Source organism: Microbacterium sp. RG1 (assembly GCF_005347485.1).
GTDB lineage: Bacteria > Actinomycetota > Actinomycetes > Actinomycetales > Microbacteriaceae > Microbacterium > Microbacterium binotii_A.
Genome location: NZ_CP034121.1, coordinates 644,367 through 658,669 on the forward strand (window position 1 = coordinate 644,367; position 14,303 = coordinate 658,669).

Below are 14,303 nucleotides of genomic sequence, written 5' to 3' on the forward strand. Positions count from 1 at the left end.
CATGGCGACGACAGTCCCGCTTCAGGAAGCGCCTTCCCGCCCGACGACCCTGCCGCCGCGTCAGGCAGCTCTGCTGAGCTCCTCGCGGATCGAGCAGAAGGGCAACATCATCGTCAAGTGGATCACCTCCACTGACCACAAGACCATCGGGTACATGTACCTGATCGCGTCGTTCCTGTTCTTCCTGCTGGGCGGCGTGATGGCGCTGATCATCCGCGCCGAGCTGTTCGAGCCCGGGATGCAGATCATCCCGACCAAAGAGCAGTACAACCAGTTGTTCACGATGCACGGCACGATCATGCTGCTCATGTTCGCGACGCCGCTGTTCGCAGGCTTCGCGAACGCGATCCTGCCGCTGCAGATCGGTGCCCCGGATGTCGCGTTCCCGCGACTGAACGCCTTCGCCTTCTGGCTGTTCCTGTTCGGTTCCACGATCGCCGTCGCCGGATTCCTCACGCCCGCGGGCGCCGCCTCCTTCGGTTGGTTCGCGTATCAGCCGCTCGCGAGCGCATCCTTCACCCCAGGCGCCGGAGGAAACCTCTGGATGCTGGGTCTGGGCATCTCGGGCTTCGGAACGATCCTGGGTGCGGTGAACTTCATCACCACGATCGTCACGATGCGTGCCCCCGGCATGACCATGTGGCGCATGCCGATCTTCTCGTGGAACACGCTTGTCACGAGCATCCTGATCCTGCTCGCGTTCCCCGTTCTGGCCGCGGCCATCTTCGCTGCTGCCGCGGACCGCGTGCTCGGCGCTCACATCTACGACCCGCACAACGGCGGCGTGCTGCTGTGGCAGCACCTGTTCTGGTTCTTCGGTCACCCGGAGGTCTACATCATCGCGCTGCCGTTCTTCGGCATCGTGTCGGAGATCTTCCCGGTGTTCAGCCGTAAGCCGATCTTCGGATACAAGACGCTGATCTACGCGACCATCGCCATCGCCGTCCTGTCGGTCGCCGTCTGGGCGCACCACATGTACGTGACGGGCGCAGTGCTCCTGCCGTTCTTCGCCTTCATGACGATGCTCATCGCGGTGCCGACCGGTGTGAAGATCTTCAACTGGATCGGCACGATGTGGCGAGGATCGGTCACGTTCGAGACGCCGATGGTGTTCTCGCTCGGCTTCCTGGTGTCGTTCGTCTTCGGTGGTCTCACGGGCGTCATCCTCGCTTCGCCGCCGCTCGACTTCGCACTGAGCGACTCGTACTTCGTCGTCGCCCACTTCCACTACGTCGTCTTCGGAACCGTCGTCTTCGCGATGTTCGCCGGATTCTACTTCTGGTGGCCGAAGTGGACCGGCAAGATGCTCAACGAGCGTCTCGGCTACATCCACTTCTGGATCCTGTTCATCGGCTTCCACATGACCTTCCTCATCCAGCACTGGCTGGGCGTCGACGGCATGGTCCGGCGCTACGCGGATTACTCGTCCGCCGATGGCTGGACATGGCAGAACCAGGTGTCGACGATCGGCTCGATGATTCTGGCCGCATCGGTCATCCCGTTCCTGCTGAACGTCTGGATCACCGCGCGCACCGCACCCAAGGTCACCGTCAACGACCCGTGGGGCTACGGCGGATCGCTGGAGTGGGCCACGAGCTGCCCGCCTCCGCGCCACAACTTCACGTCCATCCCGCGCATCCGTTCCGAGCGTCCCGCCTTCGATCTGAACCACCCCGAGGCCGCCGTGCCGGTGGGTGTGGGACCCGCGAAGGATGCCCCTGACGCCCCGGTCGTCGATGCGGCCGACGGAGAGGTCAAGTAAGTGCGCACCAATATCAACCTGTGGTGGATCCTGGTCGGGTTCTTCGTCTTCATCGACGTCGTCTACACCGGCTGGAACATCCTGGCCCACCCCGATCTCGCCTGGCACAACGCCATCGAGTGGGTCGGCTCGGTCGCCCTGCTGTTCGGTGCCTTCATGGCGCTCATGATCGGGTTCTACACCCACCGCGTCTACAAGGCGCAGCAGGGCGAGCTTCCCGAGGACACGCTGACGGCCGACATCGACGACGGCGATCCTGAGCTCGGCGAGTTCAGCCCGTGGTCGTGGTGGCCGCTCGTTCTCGCGGCCTCCGCAGCAGTGGCGGCGATCGGTCTCGCGGTCGGCACCTGGATGCTTCCGATCGGTCTCGGCATCTTCGCCGTGGCGATCGTCGGCTGGGTGTACGAGTACTACCGCGGGTACTTCGCGCACTGATCCGTGCCGATCAGGCTCGACGCGGCCGCCGTTTCAGACATCGGCCGCTACCGCACGTCCAACCAGGATGCGGCCTTCACCGCGTCCTGGGGGGCTGCCGTCGCCGACGGCGTCGGGGGAGGACCCTCGGGAGATCTCGCTTCGGCAGCCTTCGTGCACCGGCTCGTCCCCTCGCCGCTGGCGGCGACGGATGCCGAGCAGCTGCTGGTGCAGATCCGCGAGGCGAACTGGGACCTGCGCGCCCACGTACAGCGTGATCCTTCACTTCAGGGCATGGCGACGACCTTCACCGGTGTCTTCGTCGCACCCGAGGATCGGCTGCTGCTCGCCCACACGGGGGACTCCCGTGCGTATCTTCTGCGGCATGCGCAGCTGCGCCGGGAGACGCGAGACGACTCGTACGTGCAGGCGCTCGTCGACAGCGGTCTTCTGACGCCCGAAGCCGCGGCGTCGCATCCGCGGCGCAACATCATCACGGCATCGCTCGGCGGCGGTGAGGAAGACGTCGTGTCCATCGCCGAGCGCGACACCGTCATCGGCGACCGGTGGCTGCTGTGCAGTGACGGGGTCAGCGACTACCTGGACGACGAGGAGATCGGCCTGACACTTCTCCGCCACCGTGGCGTTGCGCAGGCCGCTGCGGCCCTCGTAGCTCTCGCTCTCGACAGCGGATCGCGCGACAACGTCACGGCCGTGGTCTGCGACGTCGTGGACGGCGACGCCGCCGCCGAGCCCGCGGCGTTCAGCGGCTCGGCCGGCGAGCTCTTCCAGGAGAACCTGGACATCTCCGCCTGAGCGCGGAGACTACTCGGGCGCGACGATCGACACGAGCGGGTCACGATGCCGCGGGAGAGGCCCGGAGGCGTTCTCCGCGGGATAGCCTTCGCGCACCCAGTACTCGTACCCACCGATCATTTCTCTCACCTCGTAGCCGGCTTCGGTGAAAGCGAGCGCGCCCTTCGTACCCGCGTTGCATCCTGGGCTCCAGCAGTACACGACGACCGAGGAACCGGTGGGAATCAGCTCCGCAGCGCGCTCGGCGATGTCCCGGTACGGCAGGTGGATCGCGCCGGAGATGTGACCTTGATCCCAGGCGGCGGCGCTGCGCACATCCACGAGGACGAGCTCCTCACCGGCACGCTGAGCGGCGTAGACATCCGAGGCGTCGGTCTCGTGGGCGAGCTTCGCGGAGAAGTAGCTGCGTGCATCCTGCATGGTTCGACTCTAGGGAGTGCGCGGTCGGACGATAGCGATCAGACTGTCGCCGATCAGCGGGATCCTGCCTGTCAGCTCAGGAGCCCACCGATCGTCACGGGACTGTCGACGATGTTGCCGACGATTCCGCGGATGACGTTCTCGCCGGTCTCCTGGCGCAGCCCCGCATACCACGCGGCGGTCGTCTCGGGGTCGAAACCATGGGTCTCGGCCGCCCGCTTGCGCGCCCGGAGCACGAGGTCGCCGGCACGCGCCGTACGGGCCGCCTCGTATCGCCGGAGCGCATCTGCGACACCGAGGGTCGTGGTGGCGAAGACCAGCCCGAGCACGAAGCTGTCCTCGAGAGCCGAGCAGGCGCCCTGACCGATGTCGGGGGCGGTGTTGTGCGCGGAGTCCCCGAGGAGAACAACGCGACCGCGCGTCCACGTGTGGAACGGATCGATGTCCCAGATTTCGACGCGGTTGAGCGACGCGGTCGGGTCGATCGCGTCGAGGAGCACTTGCACGCCCTCGGACCAGCCGGCGAATGCCTCCCTCAGCGGTGCGACGCCCTCGCTGCGGTCGTAGGGGATCCCCGAGGGCTGGGGCACGTCGAAGAAGAAGTAGAAGCGGTCGCCGGCGACGGGCATGACCGAGACGCGCTTGCCCTCACCGACGTACGTGGTCCACTGGTCGATGGGGGAGATGCGGGGATCAGCAGGGACGAGTCCGTTGAAGTTGGTGTAGCCCGAGTAGCGGCGCTCGGTCGGCGTGCCCAACACATACTCGCGCGTCAGGGATCGTGCGCCGTCGGCACCGATCACGAGATCGGCCTGGGCGCTGCTGCCATCCTCGAATGCGACGGTGACCTCGTCGTCGGCTTCCGAGATGCCGGTCATCCGCATCCCGAGATGGATGCGGTCGGCACCCACCGTGTCCATGAGCAGTGCCTGCAGGTCGGCGCGGGCGACCGGGTAGGCGCGCTGGCCCGTCTGCTGAGTGACGGGGTCGAGGCTGAAGCGGCACATCTCGTCGCCGTCGAGCCCGTCGACGTAGGCCATGTAGTCCATGCGGCCGCCCAGCGCGGCCACCTCGTCGCCGAGGCCGAGCCAGTTGAGAACCTTGACTCCGTTCGGCCACAGCGACAGTGCGGCGCCGACAGGACGGTTCTCGCGGATCTGGTCGTAGACGTGGACGTCGTGGCCGAGCCGAGCGAGCGCGATGGCCGCGCTCGTTCCGCCGATGCCTGCTCCGATGATGATGACTCGCACACGGTCACGGTAGCGAGGCGCTGTCACGGGAATGTTACAGACACCAACATCGATGGGCAGAGATGAAGAGAGGGCCCCGATCCGCGGATCGGGGCCCTCTCTTCATCGGGACGAGGTCACTTCTTGTCGTCATCCGTCTCGGGCTTCTCCGCGCCCTCCAGGAACTTCGGAGCGGGGATCTCCACCTCAGCCTTGTCGTGCAGGGCGACGGTCGGGCGACCCTCGGCGGCAGCGCGCTCGGCGGCACCTTCGAGCTCGGCCGCTTCCTCGGTGTCGATGTGGTCGATCTCGTGGTGCTGGTGCGCGAGCGCGGCATCCACCTCGGCCTGCGTGACAGGAGTGAGGCGGTCCTCGAAGAACCAGCGCGAGAGCGACGCGCGCATGTTCTGGTGCCACGGGATGCGGCCCTGGGCGTTCGGGCGCACGACCAGCGGCTCGTTGACCTCGAAGTCCACCAGCTTCCAGCGCTCGTACTCGTCGACGGGCTGGTGCACCTCGATGTACTCACCGCCGGGCAGCCGCACGATGCGGCCGGACTCGTAGCCGTGCAGCGCGATCTCGCGATCCTTCTTCTGCAGCGCGATGCACAGACGCTTGGTCACGAAGTACGCGATGATCGGGCCCACAATGAGCAGGGCCTGAAGCGTGTGGATCACGCCCTCCATCGTCAGATGGAAGTGCGTCGCGATGATGTCCGACGAAGCGGCGGCCCACAGCACGGCGTAGAACGTGACGCCCGCGGCGCCGATGGCCGTGCGGGTCGGCGCGTTGCGCGGACGCTGCGCGATGTGGTGCTCGCGCTTGTCGCCCGTGATCCATGCCTCGATGAACGGGTAGATCAGCACGAGGACGATGAACAGACCCAGGATCCCCAGCGGCAGGAGGATGTTCCACGACCACGTGCGGTCGAGGAAGACGAACTCCAGGTGCGGCGGGACGAGGCGGAGCGCACCGTCGGCGAAGCCGATGTACCAGTCGGGCTGCGTACCGGCCGACACGGGGGACGGGTCGTACGGACCGTAGTTCCAGATCGGGTTGATCGTGAACAGCGAGGCGATCAGGACGATCACGCCGAAGGTCAGGAAGAAGAATCCGCCCATCTTGGACGCGTACACCGGAACCATCGGGTAGCCCACCACGTTGCTGTTCGTACGGGCGGGCCCGGCGAACTGGGTGTGCTTGTTGATGATCATGAGCACGAGGTGCAGTGCCAGCAGCGCGATCAGGATCGCCGGCAGCAGCAGGATGTGCAGCGTGTAGAGGCGCCCGACGATGTCGGTGCCGGGGAACTCGCCGCCGAAGAGCAGGAACGAGATCCAGGTGCCGACGACCGGGATGCCCTTGACCATGCCGTCGATGATGCGCAGGCCGTTGCCGGAGAGCAGGTCGTCGGGGAGGGAGTAGCCGGTGAAGCCTTCCGCCATCGCGAGGATGAAGAGGATGAAACCGATCACCCAGTTCAGCTCGCGGGGCTTGCGGAACGCGCCCGTGAAGAAGACGCGCAGCATGTGCACGCCGATGCCGGCGACGAACACGAGGGCCGCCCAGTGGTGGATCTGACGCACCAGCAGACCGCCGCGCACGTCGAACGAGATGTGCAGCGCGGACTCGAGGGCCGCGGACATCGCGATGCCGCGCATCGGCTCGTACGCACCGTAGTAGTGCGTCTCGACCATGGAGGCCTGGAAGAAGAACGTCAGGAACGTGCCCGACAGCAGCACGACGACGAAGCTCCACAGCGCGATCTCGCCGAGCATGAACGACCAGTGGTCGGGGAAGATCTTGCGGCCGAGCTCCTTGATCAGACCCGACAGGCTGGTGCGCTCATCCAGGTAGTTCGCCGCGGCACCGACGAAGCGGCCGCCGAGAGGCTTGCTGCGCTCCGAGGAGCCTGCAGGCATCGCGGGTTCCGTCGTGACGTTCTCCGTGGGGTGGGTTGCGGTGCTCAATGGCGCTCCCAGAAGCTCGGACCGACGGGCTCGGTGAAGTCACTGCGGGCGACGAGGTAACCCTCGTCGTCGACCGCGATGGGCAACTGCGGCAGCGGACGTGCGGCCGGACCGAAGATGACCTTCGCGCCGTCGGAGACGTCGAACTGCGACTGGTGGCAGGGGCAGAGGAGGTGGTGCGTCTGCTGCTCGTAGAGGGCGACGGGGCATCCGACGTGGGTGCAGACCTTGGAGTAGGCGACGATCCCGTCGTACGACCAGTCCTTGCGATCCTCCGCCTCGATCAGCACCTCCTGCGGCATGCGCATGAGCAGCACGATCGCCTTCGCCTTCTCCTCGAGGTAGCCGTCGTGGTGGCTGAGGGAGGCGAGCTCCTCCGGGATCACGTGGAACGCGGAGCCGAGGGTGACGTCCGACGCCTTGATCGGGCGACCGCTCGGGTCGTGTGCGAGACGCATGCCCTGCTTCCACATGGTGTGGCTGAGCAGGTGCACCGGGTCGCCGGCGTAGGGGTTCTCCGGGCTCGACTCGGGAGCAAGGCCCCGGAAGAGGACCACGCCGGGCACGACCGATGCGACGAGGGCGGCGAACAGCGAGTTGCGGATCATCGCCCGACGCCCGAATCCGGACTCCTCGTTGGCCACGGTGAGCGCCTCGACGACCGCCTCGCGGGTGGTGTCACGGCCGCGCGTCGCGTGGCGCGGCTCGATGAACTCCTTGTCGGACATGATCGCCTTCGACCAGTGGATCGCGCCCACGCCGATGGCCAGCAGCGCGAAGGCGATGCCGAGTCCGATGAAGAGGTTGTTGTCGCGGATGGCCGCGATGGAGCCGCTCTCGATGGGGAACACCATGTAGGCGACCACGGCCCACACGGAAGCCGCCACCGACAGGTAGAACAGCGTGTACACGGTGCGGACGGCGCGCTTCATCGCGGCGGGGTCCTTATCGGTCACGCGCTCGCGGTGGGGCGGCAGACCGGGGTTGTTCACCGGGTCGGACACCGTCACGGCGAGCCCGCTGGAGGGCTTCCAGGAAGCCCTCTCGTGCTCGAGCGCGTCGTCCTCGTGTGCCATGGTGCTCCTCGTACGTTCCGTCAGTTCGTCAAAAAGATCAGTTGGACTTCGCGGTGATCCACACCGTGATGGCGATCAGCGTGCCGATGCCGAAGATCCAGATGAACAGGCCCTCCGAGACGGGGCCGAGAGAGCCGAGCGAGAAGCCACCGGGGGATTCGGTCTTCTGCATGTACAGCAGCGCCGAGATGATGTCGCGCTTGTCCTCGGGGGTGAGGTTCATGTCGCTGAAGACCGGCATGTTCTGCGGTCCGGTGACCATGGCGGCGTACATGTTCAGCGCGCTGGTCGTGTGCAGGTCGGGGGCGTACTTGCCCTCGGTGAGTGCACCACCGGCTCCGGCCACGTTGTGGCACATCGCGCAGTTGATTCGGAAGAGCTCGGCTCCCGCGGAGACGTCTCCCTCGCCGTCGAGGACCTCCGACGCCGGGTAGGTCGGACCGGGAGCGATCGACTGGACGAACTTGGCGATCGCCTCGGTCTGCTCGTCCGTGAACTGAACGGGCTTCTGCGGCGCCTGCGGTGCCTGAGCCTGCAGGGGCATGCGACCGGTCGAGACCTGGAAGTGCACCGAAAGCTCGCCGACGCCGTAGAGCGACGGGCCGTTCTCGGTGCCCTGGAGATCCATACCGTGACAGGTGGCGCAGTTCGCCTGGAACAGCTTCTTGCCGTCTTCCACGGTGAGCTGGGATGCGGCGGTCTGCGTCTCGGTGGTGGCCGCCATCGCGGCCGACGCGCCGGCGTAGATGCCGCCGGTCATCAGGAGGCCGATGCCGATCAGGGCGGCGGCGGCCAGGGGGCTTCGACGACCGGAGGTGCGCCGCTTCTTCTCACGTGCCATGGTGCAGGACTCCGGCTTCTTATTTCAGGAAGTAGATGACGAGGAACAGGGCGATCCAGACCACGTCGACGAAGTGCCAGTAGTAGGACACGACGATCGAGGTGGTCATCTCCTTGCGCCCGAAGTTCTTGACCGCGTAGGCGCGGCCGATGACGAGGAGGAACGCGACGAGGCCGCCGGTGACGTGCAGGGCGTGGAAGCCGGTCGTCAGGTAGAAGGCGGAGGCGTAGGCGTTCGCCGAGATCGGCATCCCCTCGGTGACGAGCTGGGCGTACTCCCACACCTGGCCGGACACGAAGACCGCGCCCATGAAGAAGGTGAGGAAGAACCACTCGACCATGCCCCAGCGACGCAGGTTCCAGATCGAACCGGTGCGGTAGGGCTGGAAGCGCTCGGCCGCGAAGACGCCGAACTGGCAGGCGAAGCTGGACAGCACCAGGATCATGGTGTTGACGGCCGCGAACGGAACGTTCAGCAGCTCGGTCTCCTGGGCCCAGAGGTCGGGGGAGGTGCTGCGGAGGGTGAAGTAGATCGCGAACAGACCCGCGAAGAACATGACCTCGCTGCCGAGCCAGACGATTGTCCCCACGGCGACCGGATCTGGCCGTTTGACCGAACGGAGGGCCTGGTTATATGTCGCTGGCGTCGTCACGCTCACCATTATGACCGATATTCACGGCCGACTCTTGCACCTCGCGCCCTCGAACGCGCCTTGTCGCAGCTTAGGGCGACCTAAGAGATTGGGGCGAGCCCGCCGTGAAGACGCTCGGGATCTGGTGATCCGCGCAGCCCGGGTCGTTTCCGTCCCCGTCGAACGCGCTCGGTAGGATCGGGAACCATGTTCCCCGCGCGCACCTGGTCCGACATCCTCACGGAATTGCTCGGGGGTGCCGACCTCAGCGTGTCGGATGCGACATGGGCGATGCAGCAGATCATGGCCGGCGAGGCGACCCCCTCCCAACTCGCCGGATTCCTCATCGCGCTGCGCGCCAAGGGCGAGACCGTGGACGAGATCGTGGGCTTCCGCGACGCGATCCTCGCGGCCGCCCTCCCGCTTCCCGTGCCCGCCGATGTGCTCGACATCGTCGGGACCGGCGGCGACCGCTTCGGCACCGTGAACATCTCGTCGACAGCCGCGATCGTCGCCGCATCCACCGGCGTCCCGGTCGTCAAGCACGGCAACAAGGCGGCGAGCTCCTCCTCGGGGTCCTCCGACGTTCTCCGCGAGCTCGGCATCGACCTCACCCTCAGTCCGGATGCGGTGGCGGCGACCCTCGAGCGCGCCGGCATCACGTTCGCCTTCGCCGCAGCGTTCCATCCGGGATTCCGTCACGCCGGTCCCACGCGGGCCGAACTCGGTGTTCCGACGGTCTTCAACTTCCTCGGACCGTTGTGCAACCCGGCACGCGCCGAGGCCAACGCCGTGGGTGTCGCGCATCTGGACCGTGTGCCTCTCATCACGGGGGTGTTCCGCACCCGCGGTGCGACGGCGCTCGTGTTCCGCGGCGACGACGGGCTGGACGAGCTGACCACGACCGGACACAGCCGGATCTGGGAGGTCTCCCGAGGCGACGTGCACGAGCACGACCTGGATCCGCGGGATCTTGACATCCCGCTCGCCGACATCTCGGAGCTCATCGGAGGCTCGCCCGCCCACAACGCCGACGTCGTACGGCGGGTGCTCGCGGGCGAACGGGGTCCGGTGCGCGACATCGTGCTGCTCAACACGGCGGCCGGACTCGTGTCGTACCGTCTGTCGCAGGACGCGGCCGAGGTGCAGCGTCCGATCCTCGAGCGACTCGCCGAGGCGAAGGACGAGGCGGCAGCCGCGATCGACAGCGGTGCTGCCGCGCGCACGCTCGCCACGTGGGCGGCGACGACGCAGGAGCTCGCGGCGGGCTGAGTGCGGGCAGGCCGATATTCACGGCGCCCTGCCTTCCGGCGGCTCACAGCTCACCCCTAGGTTCGAAGCACCACCGTTCGAACCCACCGAGGAGCAAAGATGTCCACCGCCACCACCGCCGACACCATCGAGGCGCCCGCCAAGAAGGTCGGCTTCGTCAAGATCGCCGCAGTCCTGGGAATCCTGGGCGGCGTTGCCCTCATCGTCGTGGGCATCGCCGTCTGGGTCATGGTCTCGTCGCAGCTGCGGGCCGAGAACATCGTCGTCCCCGACGATGCGATGGCCTTCCAGGGGCAGGTCGTCGACGGCCCCTTCACCGCCTACGTGCAGGCCGACATCATCCAGCACCACGCGCTGGAAGCGTCTAACGGTGCCACCTATGCCGAACTCGACCGCGACGACCCGGTGCGTGCCACGATGATGAACGCCTCGTTCCTGCGCGCTTCGCTGTTCACCTCGGTCGTCTCCTTCGGCGTCGCCGCGTTCGCGATGGGAATCGGCGTGCTGTCGATCCTGTTCGGCTCGGCCATCTACCGGCTCGCCGCGGTTCCGGTCGTCGTTCGTCGCTCGAACGTCTCCGGAGCCTGATCCGGTCGCGGGTCGGCGCAACGCCCGATCCGACCCGCGTTCATAGACTGGACGGATGAGCCCGCCCGCCCCGCCCCATGCTGGGGGTGCGGGGCGGGCGTTTCCGTTCCTCGTCGTCATCGGTCTGCTCGTCGCGGCGCTGAGCCTGCGCGGTCCGATCGTGGCTCCGACACCGGTGATCCGTCAGATCGAGGACGATCTGGGCATCGGGGCGGCATCCGCGGGGCTGCTCACCACCGCGCCGGTGCTCATGTTCGCGCTGCTCACCCCGATCGCCGCGCTCGTGATCCGCCGGGCGGGTGCCGAACTGGCGTTGCTGGTGACGCTGAGCGGGGTTCTCCTGGGCACCGCCATCCGCGCGCTTCCCGGCTATCCCGCGGTGCTGACGGGGATGATCGTCATCGGTGCGGCGATCACGATCGGAAACGTCGTGATCCCCGTCGTGATCCGCCGCGATGTGCCGCCCGACCGGGTCGCGTTCGTGACCGCGTCATACACCGCGACCCTCAACGCGGGCTCGCTGGTGACCTCGCTCCTGACCGCTCCGATCGCCGAGGTCGTCGGCTGGAATCTGGCGCTGGTGGGCTGGTCCGTGCTGACGTTCGCCGGGGTGGCCGTGTGGAGCGTGCACCTCGCGCGGGAGCGCCGGCGTGGCGCCCTGCGGGGCGAACGCTTCTCCGGCGCGCCGTCGACCGCATCCGCCGGCGTGACGCCCGTCGACGACGTCGCCGCTCTGACAGGCCCGCTGCCGGTCGTCTCCACGAGGGGTGGCGTCTTCCGACGGCCGGTGGTCTGGTTGCTGCTGGGCGCCTTCTCGCTCCAGGTGACCATCTACTACGCGCTCTCGACCTGGCTGCCCTCGATCGGTGCCGACGAGCTGGGGCTCGACCGATCCGGTGCGGGCGCGCTCGCCTCGATCTTCCAGGGCGTGGCCATCGCCGGCTCCTTCCTCGTCCCCGTTCTCGCCCGCTACACCCCGCGCATCGTGGTCCCGCTGACCATCAGCGCGTGCTGGCTGACGCTGACCGCGGGCATGCTGTGGGCACCCGAGCTCATGTGGGTGTGGCTGTCCTTCGGTGCGCTCGCGCACGCGGGCGGGTTCGTCGCGATCTTCTCGGCTGTCGTCACGGTGGCCCGCACGGATGCCGAGGCCACGACGATCTCCGCGCTGGTCCAGGGCGGCGGCTACGGCATCGGTGCCTTCGGCGCCCCGATCGCGGGTGCCCTGCACGAGGCGACCGGCGGGTGGCAGGGGCCGCTTGTGCTCATGCTGGTCGTCGCCGTCGGTTATGCGGTGGCGATCCTCGCGGCGATGGCCTTCGTGGCGCGGGCGAACGCCGTTCCCAGACCCCACTGATCGGCGAAGGCTGCGGCGTCCGGGGAGACCTGACGAAGGGTCGCGTCGAACGTCGGCAGATCGAGGTCTCGCACCACGCGCACGACGGTGGGGGCGACGGCCAGGTAGTCGGCGCCGGCGGCGATCTTCGTGCGCACCCCCGCGCTCATCCCTTCCCCGGCTGTCGCCGCCGCGACGATGCCCGCGAGGTCAGCGTGAGCGGTGAGGAGCGTGGCCGCCGTCTTCTCCCCGATGCCCGCGACTCCCGGAAGTCCATCGGAGGCATCGCCGCGGAGCACGGCGAAGTCGGCGTACTGGCGCGGTGCGACGCCGTACTTCGCATGCACGACGTCGTCCGTGACGATCTCGAGGTTGCTCATGCCACGCGCCGTGTAGACGACGCGGACGGCGGCCGCGTCGTCGACGAGCTGGAAGAGGTCCCGGTCGCCGGTGACGATGTCGACGGGCATGCCCGCATCCGTCGCCAGAGTGCCGATGACGTCGTCGGCCTCGTGCTCGGCGGCGCCGACGATCGGGATGCCGAGCAGGTCGAGGGACTCGCGGATCAGCGGGATCTGCGCCTCCAACGGATCGGGCATCTCCTCCACATCCGGGCCGGTCTCCACCTCGACGACCACGCGATGGGTCTTGTAGCTCGGGATGAGCTGCACGCGCCACTCGGGGCGCCAGTCGTCGTCCCAGCACGCCACGACGTGCGTCGGCTCGTAGGTGCTGACGATCTTGGCGATGATGTCAAGCAGTCCGCGCGCGGCGTTGACCGGCTGCCCGCCGGGAGCCTTCACCGAATCGGGGACGCCGTAGAAGGCGCGGAAGTACAGCGACGCGGTGTCGAGGAGCATGAGGCGGGACACGCGCTCATCCTGCCACGCGAGGCGCCTGTTGCGAGTGCCGCCGACGCGGATCGGTCACCGGGGCAGACTGGTGCGATGGATCCCATCGACGCGCTCCGCGAGATCGCGACGCTGCTCGAGCGTGAGCGGGCGTCGCGCTATCGGTCCCAGGCTTTCCGTACGGCGGCCGAGGCGCTGGCCGCACTGCCGACGCCCGCGCGGTCGGACCCGGAGACCCTGCGGCGCACGAAGGGGATCGGCAAGAGCTCGCTCGAGGTGATCCTGCAGGCGGTCTCGGGCGCCGTCCCCGACTATCTGGCGGAGCTGAGGGAGCGTGTCGCCCCAAAGGAGTCGAGCACGCTGTTCGCTCGGCTTCGCGGCGATCTCCACGCGCACTCGAACTGGTCCGACGGGCAGGCGCCCATCGCGGCGATGGCGGACGCGGCGCGTGCCATGGGCCGCGAATACGTCGCCCTCACGGATCACTCGCCGCGGCTCCGCGTGGCGAACGGGCTCACGGCCGAACGGCTCGCGCAGCAGCTCGAGCAGCTCCCGCGGTACTCCGGCGAAGGATTCTCGCTGCTGAGCGGAATCGAGGTCGACATCCTCGAGAACGGCGCCCTCGATCAGACCCCCCAGATGCTTGCTCGGCTGGACGTCGTCGTCGCGAGCGTGCACTCCAAGCTGAGGATGGCGGGTGCCGAGATGACCGCGCGGATGCTGCGCGCGGTGCGCGACGAGCACACGGACGTCCTCGGGCATTGCACGGGACGCCTCGTGGAAGGCTCCCGCGGGACGCGGCCGCCGTCCGACTTCGACGCGGAGCGCGTGTTCGCGGCCTGCGCCGAGAACGGCGTCGCGGTGGAGATCAACTCCCGCCCCGAACGCCAGGATCCGCCGGATGAGCTGATCGCGATCGCGCTGGATGCGGGATGCCTGTTCGCGATCGACAGCGACGCCCACGCGCCGGGGCAGCTGTCGCTCCTCGACCACGGCGCGGTACGCGCCGAGCGCGCGGGCGTGCCCGCGGAGAGGATCGTCACGACATGGCCTCTCGACCGCCTCCGGTCCTGGCTGGCGCGCGATCGCTGAGCGTC

14 protein-coding genes are annotated in these 14,303 nt (G+C 67.8%); 7 read left to right on the top strand and 7 right to left on the bottom strand.

The window, feature by feature from the left end:
* Window position 1 precedes the first annotated feature (1 nt).
* From ctaD to EHF32_RS03025, 3 genes are read left to right on the top strand one after another with little or no spacing between them, the layout of a single operon-like run.
* A complete protein-coding gene (gene ctaD, locus EHF32_RS03015; RefSeq protein ID WP_137416752.1) occupies window positions 2-1,762 on the top strand; it encodes an aa3-type cytochrome oxidase subunit I in 1,761 nt (586 codons plus the stop codon).
* A complete protein-coding gene (gene ctaF / locus EHF32_RS03020; protein ID WP_137416753.1) occupies window positions 1,763-2,197 on the top strand; it encodes an aa3-type cytochrome oxidase subunit IV in 435 nt (144 codons plus the stop codon).
* Between the two features lie 3 nt (window positions 2,198-2,200).
* Complete coding sequence (locus EHF32_RS03025; protein WP_137416754.1) at window positions 2,201-2,992, top strand: PP2C family protein-serine/threonine phosphatase; 792 nt, start codon at window positions 2,201-2,203, stop codon at window positions 2,990-2,992.
* Between the two features lie 9 nt (window positions 2,993-3,001).
* On the opposite strand, the gene EHF32_RS03030 is transcribed toward EHF32_RS03025, so the two are convergent.
* The 6 genes from EHF32_RS03030 to ctaE form a co-directional block, all read right to left on the bottom strand.
* Entirely contained in the window at window positions 3,002-3,412 is a 411-nt protein-coding gene (locus EHF32_RS03030; RefSeq protein ID WP_137416755.1) for a rhodanese-like domain-containing protein, read from the bottom strand.
* 71 nt (window positions 3,413-3,483) lie between these two features.
* On the bottom strand, window positions 3,484-4,662 hold the full coding sequence (gene hpxO / locus EHF32_RS03035) for an FAD-dependent urate hydroxylase HpxO (RefSeq protein WP_137416756.1): 1,179 nt from the start codon (window positions 4,660-4,662) through the stop codon (window positions 3,484-3,486).
* 116 nt (window positions 4,663-4,778) lie between these two features.
* On the bottom strand, window positions 4,779-6,563 hold the full coding sequence (gene qcrB, locus EHF32_RS03040) for a cytochrome bc1 complex cytochrome b subunit (protein WP_137419091.1): 1,785 nt from the start codon (window positions 6,561-6,563) through the stop codon (window positions 4,779-4,781).
* Between the two features lie 44 nt (window positions 6,564-6,607).
* Window positions 6,608-7,687 (bottom strand): cytochrome bc1 complex Rieske iron-sulfur subunit, encoded by a 1,080-nt coding sequence (gene qcrA, locus EHF32_RS03045; protein WP_137416757.1) that lies wholly within the window; start codon window positions 7,685-7,687, stop codon window positions 6,608-6,610.
* A 37-nt stretch (window positions 7,688-7,724) separates the two neighbouring features.
* Complete coding sequence (qcrC, locus tag EHF32_RS03050) at window positions 7,725-8,528, bottom strand: cytochrome bc1 complex diheme cytochrome c subunit (protein WP_137416758.1); 804 nt, start codon at window positions 8,526-8,528, stop codon at window positions 7,725-7,727.
* Between the two features lie 19 nt (window positions 8,529-8,547).
* Window positions 8,548-9,189, bottom strand: a complete 642-nt coding sequence (ctaE, locus tag EHF32_RS03055; RefSeq protein WP_137416759.1) for an aa3-type cytochrome oxidase subunit III — start codon at window positions 9,187-9,189, stop codon at window positions 8,548-8,550.
* 177 nt (window positions 9,190-9,366) lie between these two features.
* On the opposite strand from ctaE, the gene trpD reads away from it, so the two are divergent.
* The 3 genes from trpD to EHF32_RS03070 all read left to right on the top strand — a co-directional run bounded on the left by trpD (window position 9,367) and on the right by EHF32_RS03070 (window position 12,376).
* Window positions 9,367-10,431, top strand: a complete 1,065-nt coding sequence (gene trpD, locus EHF32_RS03060; RefSeq protein ID WP_137416760.1) for an anthranilate phosphoribosyltransferase — start codon at window positions 9,367-9,369, stop codon at window positions 10,429-10,431.
* A 99-nt stretch (window positions 10,432-10,530) separates the two neighbouring features.
* On the top strand, window positions 10,531-11,019 hold the full coding sequence (locus tag EHF32_RS03065) for an aromatic ring-opening dioxygenase LigA (RefSeq protein ID WP_137416761.1): 489 nt from the start codon (window positions 10,531-10,533) through the stop codon (window positions 11,017-11,019).
* Window positions 11,020-11,074: 55 nt separating this feature from the next.
* The gene (locus EHF32_RS03070; protein WP_137416762.1) at window positions 11,075-12,376 is read left to right on the top strand and encodes an MFS transporter; all 1,302 of its coding nucleotides are present in this window, start codon (window positions 11,075-11,077) and stop codon (window positions 12,374-12,376) included.
* Here EHF32_RS03070 and EHF32_RS03075 read toward each other — a convergent pair.
* Window positions 12,307-13,215: a 5'-3' exonuclease gene (locus EHF32_RS03075; protein WP_137419092.1), complete on the bottom strand. Its 909-nt coding sequence runs from the start codon at window positions 13,213-13,215 to the stop codon at window positions 12,307-12,309. The genes EHF32_RS03070 and EHF32_RS03075 overlap by 70 nt on opposite strands.
* Window positions 13,216-13,302: 87 nt before the next feature.
* Here EHF32_RS03075 and EHF32_RS03080 point away from each other — a divergent pair, with 87 nt between their 5' ends.
* Window positions 13,303-14,298, top strand: a complete 996-nt coding sequence (locus tag EHF32_RS03080) for a PHP domain-containing protein (protein WP_137416763.1) — start codon at window positions 13,303-13,305, stop codon at window positions 14,296-14,298.
* The last annotated feature ends 5 nt before the right edge of the window (window positions 14,299-14,303 follow it).